This is a genomic window from Acinetobacter sp. F16 (assembly GCF_052712855.1).
In genome coordinates, this window is record NZ_JBRATK010000008.1 from 72,581 (window position 1) to 89,883 (window position 17,303).

A 17,303-nucleotide genomic window follows, 5' to 3' on the forward strand; every position below is an offset into this window, starting at 1 on the left:
ACTGTTTCCTTATTTTATACAATCCGATAAAAACTGTAATGCCATCGGTATTTTGTCTGCGAAATTGTCCATCGCATGCTTGCCATTTACTTCAGTGATGATCATGGACTGATGTGAAGCATTGCTATAATAACGCTGTGCTTCACGATAATCCAAAACTTCATCACCTTGTTGTAATAACACTAAAATTTTGTCTGCATCGTGTACAAATGGCAGCGCCATCTGCTGCAGTTGATCAAGGTGGGTATGATCCAGCGTCCATTTGGCATTCACCACATAGGGAATCTGTTCACTGCCAAATAAATCATGAAACAATTGCCATGGTCGCATAGCAGGATTAATTAAAACAGCCGGCACGCCATGTTTTGCGACCAGTTGTGTCGCATAAAAGCCCCCCAGACTGCTGCCAATCAGCACCACTTGATCTAAACCTGCAATCATATCCGAAACATGAGCCAAAACCTGTTGCGGTGGCATATTTAAATCAGGCAAATAAACCTGAAAATCGGTGTGCTGCTGACAGAATGCTTTAATCTGTTGCCCTTTTATCGATAAGGCACTGCTTTGGAATCCATGTAAATAAATAATGTTCATCGATTTTTATTTCATATTAATTTAAATGAATCTGATTTATTCTAAAACGGGAACCGCATGACAAGCTTATTTTAATTTGCATTTAACAGGAATTGTCAGACAAAAAAATTAATCCCAAAACGCAATCCTCGTTATTGTAAAAGCTGTTCGAGATGAACCCTATAAGATTAAAAGCAAAGAATTTATACCGTGATCTCAAGAAAAAATAAAGTGCCTGCGGGACCTGGTCAGAAATAAGGATAGGATAAAATGCCAAGTTTAACACCATTGCATGAAACCTATTGTAAATGGGATCGTACTCCACCCAGCCAAGCCGATGTATTGGAAGGCTTGGCACAATTGGTCACGACCCGTTTGGGGGATGTAGTACAAGACCTGATACAGGTCATTCAACGCGAAATCATGATCAGCTTGTTTGGCATGAGTGAACAGCGCTCGAAAAAGTTACAGCGAATTCCTTACGTCGAAAAACTGTACCAGTTCTCCTACGATACCTTACTCAATTCCGGTCTCTATTTACTTGCGCCGGGCTTACGCCAGATTATTGAAAAATACCCAAAATTACATGATAAACCGCTTACTCCATCACTGCACTTTTTAGTCGGTATGCTGAATGGGGTACTTGGGGACTATTTACTCAAATATCAAAATCCGATGGCCCTGCCCATGGTGTTATACGATCACTATGGGGAACTGCAAAAAGGCGATTTATCTGGTCGGGTGGTGATCTTTGTGCATGGTTTGTGCCTATCGCATTTAGAGTGGTCCAACCATCGATACGGTGGCATTGGTGAGAAGCTCTTGGCACAACGTGACAATAACACCATGCTCTACCTCAACTACAACACCGGGCGCCGGATCTCGGCCAATGGGCGCAGTCTGGCCAATACCCTGGAAGACCTGGTTCGCCGTAACCCGCAGATTACCAGCATTGATTTAATCGGGCATAGTATGGGGGGCTTGGTGTTACGCAGCGCCTTATTTTATGGCAAACAGAATATGTACCCTTGGATCCATCTGACAGAAAATCTGGTCTGTTTAGGTTCACCGCATCATGGTGCTGTTTTGGAACGTTTTGGTTTTATCATGCAAGATAAACTGGGACATTTTCCCTTTGTGAAAATCGTCCGGCATATCGTCAATATCCGCAGTAACGGCATTCTGGATTTACGTTATGGCAGCGTACGTGATGATGACTGGGAACATAATCTTGCACGAATTGGCGGTATGGATGACAACCGCAAACCCGCTCCCCTGCCTTCTCACATCAATACCTTTTTTGTTGCCGGTTCCATTGCCTATGAAAATAGAAAAAATCGCCCTTTAAATGTACTGGGTGATTATCTGGTGAATATTAAAAGTGCTTTAGGCGAGCATCCAAATCCACGCTTTCAATTGAAAGTGCCTGAATCGCATAAAGCCATTTTTTATGGCTTAAACCATTTTGAGCTTCACTCTCACCCCAGTGTGGCTGAGCAAATTGTGAAATGGTTTTATCCACCGGAAGATGAGCAGGTGAACGACCATGTGCATGAATATAGGCTGCAGCTGGAAGACTTATCCGGCATTGCCTTGACTTAAATTGACCATAAAAAAGCCAACATGAGGTTGGCTTTTTTATAATTTTGTTTATTTTTTCTTGGCAGACTTATGCGTTGCAAACGGATATTTACGCAGCAGTTGCCACAAACTGATCAAGGCCAGCAGTGCAAAGAAAGCCAGTGACCACACTGGAAGGGATTGCCCCAAGAAGGTCCAGTCCACTTTGGCACATTCGCCCGAACCGGTCAGTACCTGTTCAAACACCGACTTTAAAGGCAAGGTATTGACCCAGTAATCCAGGCCCGGGCCACAACTTGGCACTTGATCGGGTGGCAAATTTTGCAGCCAAACATGACGCGCTGCCACACCTGCTGACCAGAGAATACTGATTGAACCCAACAAGGCATAAATACGTTTAACCGCATTTGAATTCGGGTTATGCAAAAAAGCGACCAGAGAAACAATCCCCAAGCCAATCAGGCCGATGCGTTGAAACACACACAGCGGACAAGGTTCAAGCCCTTGTACGTGTTCCAGATACAACGCAAACGCCATTCCAATGACGCTGGCCAAAAACAAAAAACCACTCACGAAGCGATAACTCCATTGCATGGTGAATCCTCTTAATTTTTATCGATAATCGGCAAGATATTGCTCAAAACTGAGGCTGGTATCCTGTTCGAGTTGCTGTTGTTGTTGCAGTGACTGCACCGCTAAATCATCAAAATAAGACAGGGTCTCGGGGCTTAATTGATGCTGCTCATAGGTCGTTGCATGCTGTTGTGCCATGAAACTGCCAAAACTCCATGTGCCGCCATTTTCTAAAGTATCGGCAATCACTTGTGCAGACAGGGTTTCATCTACTTCATCAATGCGTTTCAGCATGACGGTCAATGCGGCTGAATATATATCGGTATTATAGGTCGCATCCAGTAAATCAGCCAAAGCTTGCATTTCGGTGACATGCGCACGTGACCAGTCTTCAATGGCATGTTCACCCGCCGCATCAATAATCAATGCATTTGGCGCACGGCCACGATTGACCACTTCTGCCTGATTACGCTCAATCTGTTCTTGTTCTTGATCCAGTAATTCCGAACTCTCTTGTAATAAACAGTGCAGTGCCAATACTTCCAGGAATGCTGCTGTATGTTCATCAATCCCGATTGGGCTATATGGATTGACATCCACCGCACGCAATTCAACATAACTCACCCCGCGATTTTCAAGCGCTTCAGATGGGGTTTCTCCAGCTTGAGGCACCTGTTTCGGACGGACTAGACTGTAGTATTCATTTTCAATTTGCAGCACATGGTCATTGATCTGAGTCGGCTCGCCCTGTTCATCGTTTAAACCTAAACGGCTAAACGGTGCATAAGGGGTTTTTACTGCTTTCTTCAAACCGTCTAAATAGCCAGACAAACTATTGTAGTGAATGCCCAATTGTTTCTGTGCAGAATTCTGATAGCCAAAATTGCCCATCCGCAGTGCGGTGGCATAGGGAAGGAATAAAGTTCCCTTTAATAAAGGCAGTAAATGATGTTCACGTCCAGTCATAAAGCACTGACATACTGAAGGACTGGCCCCAACCAGGAACATCACCAATGGGGTTAAACGAATAAAGTTACGAATTAAGCCAAAATAACGATGACTGCGATAATCCTGTAAATTTAAACTTTTTAAAGCTTCATCGCTTTCTTGTTGTTGCAGGGCTTCAAAGACCTGGTCAGGGAAAGATAAATTATAATGTACCCCGGAAATGGTCTGCATGCGGCGACCATAACGCACGCCCAAGCCATGACGATATAAGGTCTTAAAACGACCGACATTGGACGTGCCATACTGCGCTAAACGAATATTGCTTTCGTTATCATCGAGCATGCAGGGCATCGACAAGGGCCACAGTTTTTCACCATTTTCCAAATGGCGATGAGCAACCGCATGAATATCTTCTAAATAATCTAGGGCTTTTTTAATGCTGTCTTGCGGAGGGGTAATAAACTCCATCAAGGCTTCTGAATAGTCTGTGGTGATATTCGGATGTGTTAAAGCCGACCCGAATGCTTTTGGATGCGATGCTTGCGACAAAAAACCATTGCTTTGCATACGCAGGCTTTCACGCTCAATACCGCGCAACATGCCTTTAAACAGCGAAGAATCCACCCAAGCTGGTAATACCACTTGAGAGGTCGATTCGGGTTGACTCATTACAATCTCGCTTATCGGAAGATAACTACTAAATAGAACTACTAAAATAAAATCATCAGTTTATAGCAGTATAACGTGATTTTTGGCTGCTACATTACACCCTGTATAGTTTTCAAGCAAAAGGGCGATTTTATTTCTGGCAAATTTTTATCACAAAGTTACTCTATAAGACACCTACAATTTGTGATTGTATTGAATAATAAGTGCTAAGGAATTGTAAATATTATGAATTATCAGGATATTTTGGACTTTTGGTTTAGCCCGGAAACACAGCCCTTATGGTTTGCAAAAAGTAATGATTTTGATGGATTAATTAATCAAAAGTTTCGTGATATTCACCAGCAAGCGGCACAAGCCGAGCTTTGGTCCTGGCGCAAAACTGCAGAAGGCCGCCTGGCTGAAATTATTGTGCTGGACCAGTTTTCACGTAATTTGTTCCGGGATCAAGCGCAGGCCTTTGCCCAGGATGCTTTAGCCCTGACCCTTGCCCAAGAGGCGATTAGCCTGGATTTAGACAAGCAGTTAAGCCCGGAACAACGTGCGTTTTTATACATGCCCTTTATGCACAGCGAATCGAAACTGATCCACGAATTCGCGTTAAAATTGTTTCAGCGACTGGGTAATTCGATGAATCTGGATTACGAAAAAATGCATAAAGCCATTATTGAGCGTTTCGGGCGCTATCCGCACCGTAATCAAATTTTAGCGCGTCCCTCGACTGCAGAAGAGCTCGAATTTTTAACCCAACCCAACAGCAGTTTCTAAACATTTATTGTGTCTCCTCCCTCACACAGTAAATGGTATGGAGGTTTAACATGAAGAACCGCATTATAGGTCTAAGCATAGTGGCGGCAATTGCCCTCTCTGGCTGTGCCATGACGCCTTCAAAACCGCTGACTTTTGACCAACTAGGTCAATTCAGCAATACGCCTTTGAACTCACAGAGCTATCGCATCAGCTTCCTGGCACGTCCCAATATGAGTTTTGGTACAGCGGAAGAAATTACTCTGGTTAAAGCCGCCCAAACCACCGTACAAAATGGATTTCGCTATTTTAAAGTGCTGAATGACCCAAGTAACCGTAGCCAGCCACCACGCCAGGCGGTGGTCTACCCAGCCCCAATGTACTATCCATACGGCTATTATCGTCGTTACCCGGGTTTCTGGCCTGACCCGTTTTATGATATGCCGCGCGTGGTCAATATTGACCCGGTTCAAGTTTCCTATACCATTGAATGTTATAAAGATCAGAAAAAAGCACCCGATGATGCCTTTGATGCCTATTTAATTTTAAAATCTTTAGGCCAAAAATATGGACTCGGTCCAACTGGACAAGTTCTACCACTACCGGTGCCAGCCAAAACAAAATAACCATGCGCCACACATAGACAGGAATATTGCATGACCACAGCGGAAGCGTCCACCATCCCGAGTTTGCAACGCAGTAAACGCTTTGCCACCATTGCCTTAATCATGGCTGTTGTAACATGGTTAGTGTTGATGGTGGTTGCCAAGCTGATTCCTGAATATGTCTGGCTGATTCATATTTTGATGCTCGGTGCTGAAGCGGGCGTAGTGGGTGGCTTGGCGGACTGGTATGCCATTACCGTGCTGTTCCGCAACCCGTTCGGGAAAATGCCGATTCCTAAATTCATGCGTGATCACACCGAAATTATTCCGCGCAATAAAGCGCGAATAGCCGAGTCGATGGGACGTTTTGTACAGGAAAACTTTTTATCGCCGCAAGTGGTCGAGAAAAGTCTACAAAGTACCGACCTCAGCCTTGCTGTGGGGCAATGGCTAGCCAAAGCTGAAAATAACGCTCAAGTGACCCAAGTCATTCAGCAAACCGTGCCGAAAATTTTTGAATTTGTGGGGCAGGAGCAAATTGGACGCTTTATTCAAAATAATAGCGTGCAATGGGTTCGTAACACCCAAATCAATACCTTAGCCAGTGAAATGCTGCGTGCGGTTCTGGAAAATGACTTTCATCAGGATGTCTTACAACGCGGACTCGATTTAGCCCATGAATGGGTGATGTCTCATCCCGAAGAAACCCGTCAGCTGACCCGCACGTTGTTCAAAGAATTAGGAGTATGGAAACTGGCGAAAGGCGCAAGCTGGATTGGCATTGATGTACAGCAACGCACCATTGATTCACTGGTGGAACGGGTTGAATCGATGCTTGCCGATCCGCAGCATCCTTGGCGTCAAAAAATTGAAGACATGGGACAGCAGTTAATGCTGCAACTGGCGGATGATGAAAGCAGTGCCAGTCACCGCTTAAATAGCACCAAGGATGCCTTGCTGGATAGTCCACAAGTGCTGAATTTTATTAGCGGTGCGATAGTCATTCTCTGTGATGCGATTAAAGCCGATTTACGCAAACCAGATTCAGGCATTGCACAAAACCTACGTGTGGCCATTCAGCAAGTCGGTGAAAATATCATTTCCAACCCTGCGGTGCGTCAGTTGCTGAATGACCGTATGAGTGGAATTGCGGTCAATTTAAGTGACCAGTACAGTGAAAAAGTCATTCGTTTTATTAGCGAACGGATTCACGAATGGGATTCACGAGAAATGATCGACAAAATTGAAAATGAAGTCGGCGGCGATCTGCACATGATTCGCGTCAATGGTGTGGTGGTCGGTGCATTTATTGGTTTGGTGCTTGGGATTATTCGCGCTTTGGTCGATGTAGTGCTTTAAGGCTTTGTTTAAAATCAATAAAGCGGATTCATAAAAACAACAGTTACGGACTAAAAATTGATTTACTTGGGCGAATTCTGAGCAGGCAGATCGACCAGTTTGCCTGTCAATTTGCGTACAAGAGGTAAAAGAATCAATACAATTGGAAAAGCAAAAGCCCAAGAAATCATCCAGTTATGGAACCATAAATTCATAAAGCCATCGATCCAGCCCAGATTACGCAGCATATTAATAAAGGAAATAATGCCACTCATCAGGCCAGACAAAATAAACGGCATCACGACCGTGGCCCATTTTGCTGGAAGTTTGGGAATATTACCGATAATCGTGGGGCGTTCCGCTTGCATATGCTGCTGCTCTGTTCATTCTTTTAAGCCCTCCAATATGCCACAAATCATGCTTTTTGGAATCTTTTCCCGGTTTTATCTGCTTCCTTTATAGGTAGACTGTCGGACAAGATTCATTCAATACAAATGGGTTCACCTAAAGACGGTGAAATTTGCTATATTTGCTGTTTTTCCGCGACGTTTATTTTTCGACTGATTATGAATACGGCAATCCAAGCAGCTCTCGAACATGCAGTGCAATCTCTTCAAGCTGAAGGTGTACTCCCATCCGACTTTAATAACAGTGGCAACTTAACGCGAACCAAAGACCGAAGCCACGGTGACTTCGCCTCAAACATCGCGATGATGGGTTCTAAAGCTGCGGGCATGAAGCCTCGTGATCTCGCGGAAAAAATCCTCGCCAGCCTTCCTGAAGTTGCCGATATCAGTAAAGCAGAAATTGCCGGTCCAGGTTTTATTAATTTCTTTTTAAATGCCGACCAGCACTTTACTGTTCTTGATCAGATTCAGGCACAAAAAGATCAATTCGGTCGCACTCAGGCCAATGCTGAAAAACGCATTCAAGTGGAATTTGTTTCTGCCAATCCAACTTCTAGCCTGCACGTAGGTCATGGTCGTGGTGCAGCTTATGGTATGACTGTTGCCAACTTGCTTGAAGCAACAGGTGCTAAAGTAGACCGTGAATATTATGTCAATGATGCCGGCCGTCAAATGGATATCTTGGCAACATCAACCTACTTACGTTATTTGGAACTCACCGGTCAAGAACTGGTATTTCCAAAAAATGCCTATCAAGGCGACTATGTTAAAGAAATCGCGCAAAGCATTATCAACAAAGATGGCGACGCATATGTACGCCCTGTTGCTGATGTTTATAAAGATGTACCTGAAGATGTTCAATTTGCGGCTGAACCTGATGCAGATGGCAACAAAGTTGTGCTTTCAGGCGATAAAGAAAAACACATCGATGGTTTGATTTTCAATTCACAACAACTCATTGGTCAAGGCTACCGTGTATTTTTACAAGCAGCCTTAAAAGCCATTCTTGATGACATCAAAGATGACCTTGGCGAATTTGGTGTAAACTTCAACCAATGGTTCAGTGAAGAATCTTTAACTGCGAAAATTGACGAAGCCTTAGAAACTTTAGATCAACGTGGTTATCTGTATGAACAAGATGGCAATATCTGGTTTAAATCGACTGAATTTGGCGATGAAAAAGACCGTGTGGTGAAACGCCGTAATGGTCAAACCACGTATTTTGCCTCTGACATTGCTTACCATTTAAACAAATTACAACGTGGTTATACCGACATCGTGGATATCTGGGGTTCAGATCACCACGGTTATATCGCACGTGTAAAAGCGGCAATTGATGCGTTGGGTTATGACTCTAAAAAATTGACTGTGCTTTTGGTTCAGTTCGTGAGTCTATGGCGTGGCGGCGAGATGGTGCAAATGTCATCTCGTTCAGGCCAATTCGTGACTTTACGTGACCTTCGTAAAGAAGTCGGTAATGATGCAGCGCGTTTCTATTATGTAATGCGTAAATCTGAACAGCACATTGACTTTGACCTTGACCTTGCTGTGTCACAAAGCAAAGACAATGCGGTGTATTACATCCAATATGCACATGCGCGTATTTGCCGTATGCTTGAAAAAGCAGCCTCTACCAACGTGAATTTTGATGCCGTAAATGCGCGTCAATTTGCAGCGAAACTTGATCTTGATGCTGAAACTGAAATTTTAGCGAAACTTGCCGCGTATCCTGAAATTGTGATTCGTGCAGCAAACAGTTTTGAACCGCATCAGGTGGGGAACTATCTGAAAGAATTGGCAGCATTATTCCATGGTTGGTATAATGAGCATAAAGTACTCAATGATGATGCTGAACTTACGCAAGCACGTTTACTCCTTTCAGTAAATGTACAGCAAGTCTTACGTAATGGTTTAGAATTATTAGGCGTATCTGCCCCTACATCCATGTAATTAAAATAAAAGGAAGTCCACGTGTTTGGAAAAACGCAACGCGGTGTATCTGAGCGACCGAATAAGCCTAAAAAGCCATTGATTCCGGCATGGCTTGGAACACTTGTCGTCATTTTAATCGTGCTGAGTTTTGCTGTAGCCTTGATGCTATGGAAACCGTGGGCACCTGTTCAGCCGAAGAATCAGATTAATTCTGAACATTACCAGGAAGATACCAACAAGGATTATCGTTTCTACGATTTATTGCCTCAACAGCAAGTCACGCCTATTCCTGATCAGGCGGTGCCTGAAACGAAAAATTCAGAAGCAGTGGTGATTGTTGAAGCACCTGAAGAAAAACCGACCATTAACACGGAAGCCACTGAGCCAGGCCTTGAAAGTGCTGAAGCTCCGGTTGCCCATCAGCCAAGTTATATTCTTCAAGTCCGTAGCTATTCTGATCCGGATAGTGCCGATGCTCGTCGCGCTGAAATTATTCTGAATGGTTTATCTGCCGATGTGGTTAAATCGGTTGAAAATGGACAAACTTGGTATCGGGTGATTTCCGGCCCTTATGATTCTGCTGATGCAGCACTGATTGCACAGCAAACTTTACAACGCAGCGGGATTGATTCTATTGTGGTGAAACGCTAATTCAGAAGATTAACGTCTTCTAGAATGTAAAAAAGAGCCTCATATGAGGCTCTTTTTTATAGCTTAAATTCCCTCTCCTGCTAGGAGATGAGGATTCTCGAAATATATTTCGAGTCCGCAAGGGAGAGGTCGTTTTTAAAAGCCCCTCCACCTCACCTCATCCCAGAGGGAGGAGGAATATGATTAAACCGTATGCCCCAAAGCTTCACCCATCACCACAACCGAGTTGGCTTTAAACATCGCATCCCACTGCATTTTATCTTGTTCAAATAAAATCACAGCTGTTGAACCTAAATAGAAACGGCCAAGTTCTGCACCTTTTTCAAGGAACAGGTTGTGCTGGTTAAGTTCCAGACGGCCCGTAGGTTTCACCTTACCTGTCGCCACTGTTTCAATACCGGCAACAATCATGGCACCGACTAGAACCACAGCCATACGGCCCAGTTCAGTATCAAACAGGCACACCATACGTTCATTACGTGCAAACAGACCCGGAATATTTTCCGCAGTGGTCTGATTCACCGAGAACAATTCGCCTGGCACATATAAAGTTTCAGTCAAAGTTCCCGCAAAAGGCATATGCACACGGTGATAATCTTTAGGCGATAAATACACGGTTGCGAACTGGCCATTTTTAAACGGTTCTGCCAGTTGTGGGTCGGCAATCAATTTTTCAACTGAAAAGCTTTGACCTTTGGCCTGAAAAATATCGCCATCTTCAATTTTGCCCAATTGTGAAATCGCACCATCTGCAGGTGAAACAATACTGTTAGGACTGTCATCAATTGCACGGACACCGTCTTTTAATGAACGGGTAAAAAATTCATTGAACGACTTATATTTCAATGCATTACTTTGTTCAGCAATCGACATGTCAATGCCATATTGGGCTTTAAAAGCCTGAATCACGGTATTTTTGACAATCGGGTTTTCACTGGCTGCGAGTTTCCCCACCACACGTGATAACTGGTGTTGTGGCACAACACGTTGTGCTTGAATAAAAATTTGTTTTTTTAAACGTGATGCGAAACTCAAGACGGTAACTCTCCGGTAATAATCGGACTGTCGAGGCGGTTGCCCCACTCACTCCACGCACCATCATAAGCTTGAATGTTCCAACCGAGTAATCGACCCAAAATATAAGCTAAACCCGAACGGTGATGGGACTGACAATAGACCACCACAGGTTCATTTAAATTGAATCCCAATTGTTCTAAGCGTTGTTGAGTGCGTTCTAAGGGATGTAATTTTAAATGATTTTCACGATTAAGGGCAGTACTCCATTCAAAATGTCGGGCATTTGGAATGTGACCGCCGCGTCGCGCTGCAAGTCGAAGTCCGGTATATTCATCTTCAGTCCGGCAATCCCACACTTGAATTTTATGGTTTTGAACTTGATCAAGAAGTTGTGGGTATTCAATCCGGTACTGGTCAATTTTAGCCTGGTTAATTTCAACCAGATCTGTGACAGGCACTAATTTTTCGACATCTGACGAAGTTGGAAAACCTGCAGCCAGCCAGGCATGAATCCCGCCATTGAGTAAACTGGTATTTTCAAAACCGAGGCAATGCAAATTCCAGATCAGGCGTCCTGCCCATGCACCGCCTTCATCGTCATAAGCGACGACGTGATGCCCTGGAGAAATATTCAGATATTCAATCAGTGCTTTTAAGCCATCCACATCGGGAAGTAGACCCGAGGCCTGTTCTTCTTGACGAACCAGCTGTTTAGGCTTGACATGAACCGCATGCGGAATATGCAATTGATCATAAACAGAACTACGGCTTAAATCGACAATACGCAATTTCTCACTGCCCAGATGGGGCAAGAGTTCTTCTGCTTCAATGAGCAGACCAAAATTAAATGTAGAAACAGTCATACTTTTTCGAGTTTTATTTAGATCAACATTGCTGATCTTAGCACAACTCATTTTTACTATTATGCTGATTTTTTGCATTCTTTTAGCAAAAAATCAGCTATAGAAAAGTCACTGTTGTTCAGTTTCGGTGATTTCGAACACCTGACGTAAGTAAGCCAGGAAAGTATCGTTATCCGTCATGGTTTTACCTGGACTGTCGGAAATTTTAGCCACCGATTGACCGTTACATTCCACCAGTTTCAACACAATATTGAGTGGAGTTTGGCCCAAGTCATTGGTTAAATTGGTGCCAATACCAAAGCTCACCTGGAAACGGTCTTTAAAGTACTGATGCAAATCCCAGGCTTTTTCCAGATTCAGCCCGTCACTAAAAGTCAGCATCTTGCTTTTGCTGTCCACTTTCAGTTTTTTGTAGTGGGCATAAGCTTTATCGCCCCATTCATAGGGATCGCCACTATCATGACGCAGGCCATCAAACAGTTTGGCAAAATACAAATCGAAATCACGCAGGAAGGCATCCATACCGACCACATCGGTCAAGGCAATTCCTAAATCACCCCGGTATTCCTGCACCCAGGTTTCCAGCGCCAGTTTTTGAAAATTACGTAAGCGCACATCTAAAGCCTGAAAGGCTTGCAGAAATTCATGTGCCATGGTGCCAATGGGGGTAATGCCCAGTTCTTTGGCAATCAAAACATTGCTGGTACCACGGAAAATATATGGAGCGGCCTGATTAAACTCGGTAATGACATGCTTCTGCCAGGCATAACTATAACGGCGGCGTGTACCAAAGTCGGACACTAAAAACGGTGGGTCATTCGGATTTTGTTCTTGTTCGTACTTTTTAAGCAACGCCATTTTGGCTTGCAAACGGCGTTCACCTTCTGCCAAAACCTCATCACTGCGGATACGCCGGAAATACAGTTCATTCACCAGCGCCAGCACAAAGATTTCAAACATCATCGCCTGAACCATCGGGCCTTCAACCCAGATATCCAAACGGCCCTGATCATCAATACTGGCTTTAATAAAGCGTCGTTTCAGCTGGAATAATTCTAGGTAATCGACAAAGTCACTTTTAATAAAACGCAAGCTACGTAAATATTGCAACTCATCTTCTTTAAAATTGAGTTGACATAAATAATCCAGCTGCTCATTCAAATCATCCAAAATATCCGTGAGTGGATAAACGGTATCTTCTAAATTGCGACAGCGAAAATGGTAGACGCTATGAGTTTGAGGAAATTTATGCAGAACCACCTGTAACATGGTGAATTTATACAGGTCAGTATCTAATAACGATTGGATGATTGCGGACATATAACTTTCAGTTTTTATCAACTGCCAGCATTAAAGCATATTTTTTTAGCTAGCAAACCAATGTTTTCGTAAATGCTGAAAACTATTGAATAAATGATGTCGCATTGATCCATGGCCAAAATAACATCACCTCTTTTTCAAATCGCTCCAATCCGTCTTTAAAATACGCTTAACCTTTTTTAAAATACTGTCTCTAAAGCACGGTCGGTAAAAAGATGCTTAGATCTTGATCCATACATTGAGATTTTTTAAATCCATCCCCATCACGACTTTTTAAAGCCTTTAAGCGTGTATTTGCTACAATTCACAGCAAATTTGAAATAACTGATTTGGTTAAATTATGCGAGCCTTATTACAACGAGTTCTTGAAGCAAAAGTTGTGGTCGATGGTCAAACCACCGGAGAAATTGAAAAAGGCATTTTGGTGTTTCTGGGCCTAGGTAAAGAAGATAATCTTGAAAAAGGCAAAAAGCTGATCGACAAGGTCTTGAAATATCGATTCTTTGATGATGAGCAAGGCAAGATGGGCTGGAATGTCAGTCAAGCGGATGGTGGCTTACTCTTGGTTTCACAATTCACCCTCATGGCACAAACACAAAAAGGCTTGCGTCCCGATTTTGGACCAGCGATGCCGCCAAATGAAGCCAAAGCGCTTTATGAACAATTGGTGGACTATGCCAAATCCCAATTTGAAAATGTGCAAACCGGCATTTTTGCAGCCGATATGAAAGTCCATTTGGTCAATGACGGACCGGTGACTTTTAACCTGGAAGTTGAATAAACGACGCAATAATATCAGCCATTAAAAAAGCCCTCGACTGAGGGCTTTTTTAATTAGACTCTTAGAGAGTTGTAATATATTTTGCTCGGATCATCATATCTGCTGGAATATCTTGAACTAACATAACAGTAAGAGATTGTTGCCCTTTTTGTGATGCACTCTGATTCTCTTCAAGAACCGCGTTTATATCATTCGGATTTAAGGTATACATTGCCCCTGTCGCAGGATCAACAATCAGTAATCCAATTAAGCCACCAAAAATAATATTTGCGATATACCAGCCATTCACTGTACCAGTGACTTGAATTGTTTTAGTCTGAAATCCTTCTTTCTTAAAAGTTACATCATAAGCTGCTGGTTTAAAGAATCCATTACCACGCTTAAGTGTTACTGTTGCAGGCGTAACTCCAGTATGTACTTTTTCGCCAGCTTTATTTGCAATAGAAATTGATGCTTGTTCAGGAACTGACTTAAATGTCAGTGTTTGTGTTGACCCTGAAATAATACTCGCACAACCTGTCATGGTTAATGATGCGGCAATTAAACTTGCTGTAATTAATTTTTTCATAAAATACCCCCTAAAAATAAGGGGGTACTTTACAGCAGAAAATCAATTACTCAATAAGTCTTTAGGCTACTTACCAGTTTTTTCACGAATAAATGAACGAACCATTTTCACTTTTTCTTGTACCGGTTTTGGTAATTTTGGTGGAATCAGTTTGGCTACTTTGTTAAACCAAACCAAAAGGCCAAAATCACCTTCCATTTTAATGCTGCCATTTTGCATGCCGGTCATGAAAGCGGTTGGATCACCTTTCATTAAGGTTTTTACGCCTTGCTCACTATCGGCAAACTGTAAAATAAAGTCCGCTTTTTCAGCATCACCAGACACAGTATCAATCTGTCCATTGTTTACGATGATTTGGCGCGCAACGCCTAAATCTGTACCAATCTGGATACGAAATTGACGTTCATGAACTAACTCAATAAATTTTGGGCTGGTGCGAGCCAGTTGCTTCATACGCAAAGCCAAGCCCGCAACTAATAAATCAAGCGGATCCGTGCTTACATCGACCAGTGGTAATTTTACGACAGGAATCGAAGATAGTTTCATGACATTTAAGCCTATTGTAATTGTTGGAAAATTGACGACTTATCCTAACATAAGTTATGTTTTTTGAAGTAAGGCTTTGTATAACAATATTGAACGGACAAAAAAAGATGTGCGCCTGGCACATCTTTTTTAAAATTCTTGAATACGTCGATTTAACGGCTTGAGCAGTGCTGCTGGTCTTCTTCATATACAGGCGTATGTTCAATACAACGACGTTCAGTCAAAGCACGTTCTGCACGACGATCTTCGCGTAACAAAAGCATGGCCACCACGCCCATTGCTGACATTGACGCAGTAAGATAGCTATAGGTCATGGGCAATTCAAAGACCATTTGTGTACCGAAGCGGACAACTTCTATCAATCCCCAAAACAGCATACCTGCAAACATAAAGCTTAACAAACGACGATAAGGCGAGAAGAAAACAGCTATCAAAGCAGCCGCGATCAAGCTTAAGCCTACGATGGTTGCTAAATTCGCTGTAACCATAAAAACCTCCGTCTAAGATAAGATTTGGACATTGAATGTTTGTCTAAACCTGATTCCCGATACCGTTAAATAAATGATGAATATGTCTATATCAATCTCTATGCAAGCATTATGCGTAGTTTTTTAAAGAAAAAAAGTCTTGTATTTTCAGAAAGCGACACACCTTGTCGCAACATTATTTTGTCATTACACTTTTTTATTTTTAACTTTTTCTGGAAGTGAGATGGGTACAGACTTGCCGTGTCATTACAAAAAAACAACGCCTTAAAAGCATTAAAAAAATATTTTTCCCGAACGGATTGATTGTTGTTTTTATCGGCAATCCAAGTTGACCGCTCATCGTGTTTTGACTGTTTTTACAACAAAAAAACGCGACAACAATGTCGCGTTTTGTCAATAAACTTCAATAGTTAGGTCGGATAGTTAGGCACGACTTAAATCTTTATCATGCACACCAAGCAGATACAACACACCATCTAAACCTACGCTTGAAATGGCCTGATTTGCATTTTGACGAACCAAAGGTTTGGCACGGAATGCCACACCTAAACCGGCAATCGACAGCATCGGCAAATCATTCGCGCCATCGCCTACAGCAATGGCCTGTTCCAGTGAAATACCCATTCGTTCGGCAAGTTCACGCAGCAGGAAGGCTTTACGTGCCCCATCAACAATATGACCTTTGACTTCACCTGTCACGATACCATCGACAACGTCCAGGCAATTGGCATGTACTTCATCAATACCCAGTTTTTCTTGCAAATATTCAGCAAAATACTGGAAACCGCCTGACAGAATAGCTGTTCGATAACCCAAGGCTTTCAAGGTTGAAATCAGACGTTCTGCGCCTTCAGTCACCGTTAAACGCTCAGCAATTTGGGGTAAAACAGAAGCATCCATACCTTTTAATAAGGCGACACGCGCCCGGAAACTTTGCTGGAAATCAAGTTCCCCTTGCATGGCACGTTCAGTGATTTCAGCGACTTGCTTGCCTACACCGGCTTCAATCGCCAGCTCATCAATGACTTCTTGTTCAATTAAGGTCGAGTCCATGTCGAAGCAGACTAAACGGCGATTACGGCGGTAAGCATTGTCTTCTTGAACTGCAACATCGACGTTCAGTTCAGTCGATAAAAGCAAGCAAGATGCACGCATTGCCGTGGCATCCAGCATTTGCCCTTTCAAGCCAAACTGTACGCAAGAACGTTTTGGTCCATCGCTTTGACCCGCGAGCTTTGGACGCTCCGACAAACGGGTTACAGTTTCAATATTAAAGCCTTGGTTAGACACAATATTCGTGACCGCCTGCAAGTGTGATGCAGTTAATTCTGGTGCAAGCGCAGTCACGATATAACGGGTCTGCCCGCCTTCACTGACCCATTGATCATATTCTGATGTAGAGATTGGTTTAAAGCGCACAGTTAAACCAATATCATGTGCTAGAATCAAGATCTCCTTCATGGCTAATGCTGTAGCAGTTTGGTCATCTGACGAAACAACAATACCTAAAGTCAGTTGGTTGTGGATGACGGCTTGTCCAACATCTAAAATTTGTAAAGAGTGTACGGACAATACCTGCATTAATCGTGTAAATTGATTAGGCTGGTCTGGTCCCAAAAATGATATAAGAATGATTTCTCGCATGAATTGACTCGGATCTGAGCTACAACTATTGTAAGAATCATAATCGAATTTGAAC

General features: G+C 43.0%; 18 protein-coding genes. 7 read left to right on the forward strand and 11 right to left on the reverse strand.

Annotation, left to right across the window (positions count from 1 at the left end; translation table 11 throughout):
* Nucleotides 1–9: 9 nt before the first annotated feature.
* On the reverse strand, nucleotides 10–594 hold the full coding sequence (locus tag ACU0NF_RS06665; protein WP_445660558.1) for a YqiA/YcfP family alpha/beta fold hydrolase: 585 nt from the start codon (nucleotides 592–594) through the stop codon (nucleotides 10–12).
* A gap of 249 nt (nucleotides 595–843) precedes the next feature.
* On the opposite strand from ACU0NF_RS06665, the gene ACU0NF_RS06670 reads away from it, so the two are divergent.
* Nucleotides 844–2,175: a PGAP1-like alpha/beta domain-containing protein gene (locus tag ACU0NF_RS06670; RefSeq protein WP_445660559.1), complete on the forward strand. Its 1,332-nt coding sequence runs from the start codon at nucleotides 844–846 to the stop codon at nucleotides 2,173–2,175.
* A 48-nt stretch (nucleotides 2,176–2,223) separates the two neighbouring features.
* On the opposite strand, the gene ACU0NF_RS06675 is transcribed toward ACU0NF_RS06670, so the two are convergent.
* Together ACU0NF_RS06675 and gshA are read right to left on the reverse strand one after the other, a co-directional pair.
* The gene (locus ACU0NF_RS06675; protein ID WP_445660560.1) at nucleotides 2,224–2,748 is read right to left on the reverse strand and encodes a disulfide bond formation protein B; all 525 of its coding nucleotides are present in this window, start codon (nucleotides 2,746–2,748) and stop codon (nucleotides 2,224–2,226) included.
* Between the two features lie 18 nt (nucleotides 2,749–2,766).
* Complete coding sequence (gshA, locus tag ACU0NF_RS06680) at nucleotides 2,767–4,344, reverse strand: glutamate--cysteine ligase (RefSeq protein WP_445660561.1); 1,578 nt, start codon at nucleotides 4,342–4,344, stop codon at nucleotides 2,767–2,769.
* Nucleotides 4,345–4,569: 225 nt separating this feature from the next.
* Between gshA and ACU0NF_RS06685 the strand changes: the two genes are divergently transcribed.
* Genes ACU0NF_RS06685 through ACU0NF_RS06695 form a run of 3 tightly spaced genes read left to right on the forward strand, consistent with a single transcriptional unit; the run spans nucleotide 4,570 to nucleotide 7,052 of the window.
* The gene (locus tag ACU0NF_RS06685) at nucleotides 4,570–5,109 is read left to right on the forward strand and encodes a DUF924 family protein (RefSeq protein ID WP_445660562.1); all 540 of its coding nucleotides are present in this window, start codon (nucleotides 4,570–4,572) and stop codon (nucleotides 5,107–5,109) included.
* Between the two features lie 50 nt (nucleotides 5,110–5,159).
* A complete protein-coding gene (locus ACU0NF_RS06690; RefSeq protein ID WP_445660563.1) occupies nucleotides 5,160–5,714 on the forward strand; it encodes a CC0125/CC1285 family lipoprotein in 555 nt (184 codons plus the stop codon).
* Nucleotides 5,715–5,744: 30 nt separating this feature from the next.
* Entirely contained in the window at nucleotides 5,745–7,052 is a 1,308-nt protein-coding gene (locus tag ACU0NF_RS06695; RefSeq protein ID WP_445660564.1) for a DUF445 domain-containing protein, read from the forward strand.
* 62 nt (nucleotides 7,053–7,114) lie between these two features.
* On the opposite strand, the gene ACU0NF_RS06700 is transcribed toward ACU0NF_RS06695, so the two are convergent.
* Nucleotides 7,115–7,399, reverse strand: coding sequence for a DUF2798 domain-containing protein (locus ACU0NF_RS06700; protein WP_445660565.1), 285 nt, complete (start codon nucleotides 7,397–7,399; stop codon nucleotides 7,115–7,117).
* A 198-nt stretch (nucleotides 7,400–7,597) separates the two neighbouring features.
* Between ACU0NF_RS06700 and argS the strand changes: the two genes are divergently transcribed.
* Nucleotides 7,598–9,388 (forward strand): arginine--tRNA ligase, encoded by a 1,791-nt coding sequence (gene argS / locus ACU0NF_RS06705; RefSeq protein ID WP_445660566.1) that lies wholly within the window; start codon nucleotides 7,598–7,600, stop codon nucleotides 9,386–9,388.
* 21 nt (nucleotides 9,389–9,409) lie between these two features.
* Nucleotides 9,410–10,021, forward strand: a complete 612-nt coding sequence (locus ACU0NF_RS06710) for an SPOR domain-containing protein (protein ID WP_284067507.1) — start codon at nucleotides 9,410–9,412, stop codon at nucleotides 10,019–10,021.
* A 183-nt stretch (nucleotides 10,022–10,204) separates the two neighbouring features.
* On the opposite strand, the gene asd is transcribed toward ACU0NF_RS06710, so the two are convergent.
* From asd to pncB, 3 genes are all read right to left on the reverse strand, one after another.
* Nucleotides 10,205–11,056 carry an archaetidylserine decarboxylase gene (gene asd / locus ACU0NF_RS06715; RefSeq protein WP_445660567.1) on the reverse strand — a complete coding sequence of 284 codons (852 nt, stop codon included), beginning with the start codon at nucleotides 11,054–11,056 and terminating at the stop codon, nucleotides 10,205–10,207.
* On the reverse strand, nucleotides 11,053–11,901 hold the full coding sequence (locus ACU0NF_RS06720) for a sulfurtransferase (protein ID WP_445660568.1): 849 nt from the start codon (nucleotides 11,899–11,901) through the stop codon (nucleotides 11,053–11,055). The genes asd and ACU0NF_RS06720 overlap by 4 nt, the downstream gene beginning before the upstream one ends.
* Before the next feature lie 108 nt (nucleotides 11,902–12,009).
* Nucleotides 12,010–13,221 (reverse strand): nicotinate phosphoribosyltransferase, encoded by a 1,212-nt coding sequence (gene pncB, locus ACU0NF_RS06725; protein ID WP_284067509.1) that lies wholly within the window; start codon nucleotides 13,219–13,221, stop codon nucleotides 12,010–12,012.
* Nucleotides 13,222–13,561: 340 nt separating this feature from the next.
* Between pncB and dtd the strand changes: the two genes are divergently transcribed.
* Nucleotides 13,562–14,002 carry a D-aminoacyl-tRNA deacylase gene (gene dtd, locus ACU0NF_RS06730; protein WP_445660569.1) on the forward strand — a complete coding sequence of 147 codons (441 nt, stop codon included), beginning with the start codon at nucleotides 13,562–13,564 and terminating at the stop codon, nucleotides 14,000–14,002.
* A 61-nt stretch (nucleotides 14,003–14,063) separates the two neighbouring features.
* On the opposite strand, the gene ACU0NF_RS06735 is transcribed toward dtd, so the two are convergent.
* The 4 genes from ACU0NF_RS06735 to serB all read right to left on the reverse strand — a co-directional run bounded on the left by ACU0NF_RS06735 (nucleotide 14,064) and on the right by serB (nucleotide 17,248).
* Nucleotides 14,064–14,570: a hypothetical protein gene (locus ACU0NF_RS06735; protein ID WP_445660570.1), complete on the reverse strand. Its 507-nt coding sequence runs from the start codon at nucleotides 14,568–14,570 to the stop codon at nucleotides 14,064–14,066.
* 66 nt (nucleotides 14,571–14,636) lie between these two features.
* A complete protein-coding gene (locus ACU0NF_RS06740; RefSeq protein ID WP_131269115.1) occupies nucleotides 14,637–15,116 on the reverse strand; it encodes an SCP2 sterol-binding domain-containing protein in 480 nt (159 codons plus the stop codon).
* A 152-nt stretch (nucleotides 15,117–15,268) separates the two neighbouring features.
* Nucleotides 15,269–15,604, reverse strand: coding sequence for a ciprofloxacin tolerance protein AciT (aciT, locus tag ACU0NF_RS06745; RefSeq protein ID WP_131317221.1), 336 nt, complete (start codon nucleotides 15,602–15,604; stop codon nucleotides 15,269–15,271).
* A gap of 423 nt (nucleotides 15,605–16,027) precedes the next feature.
* The gene (gene serB / locus ACU0NF_RS06750; RefSeq protein WP_131269117.1) at nucleotides 16,028–17,248 is read right to left on the reverse strand and encodes a phosphoserine phosphatase SerB; all 1,221 of its coding nucleotides are present in this window, start codon (nucleotides 17,246–17,248) and stop codon (nucleotides 16,028–16,030) included.
* Nucleotides 17,249–17,303: the final 55 nt, after the last annotated feature.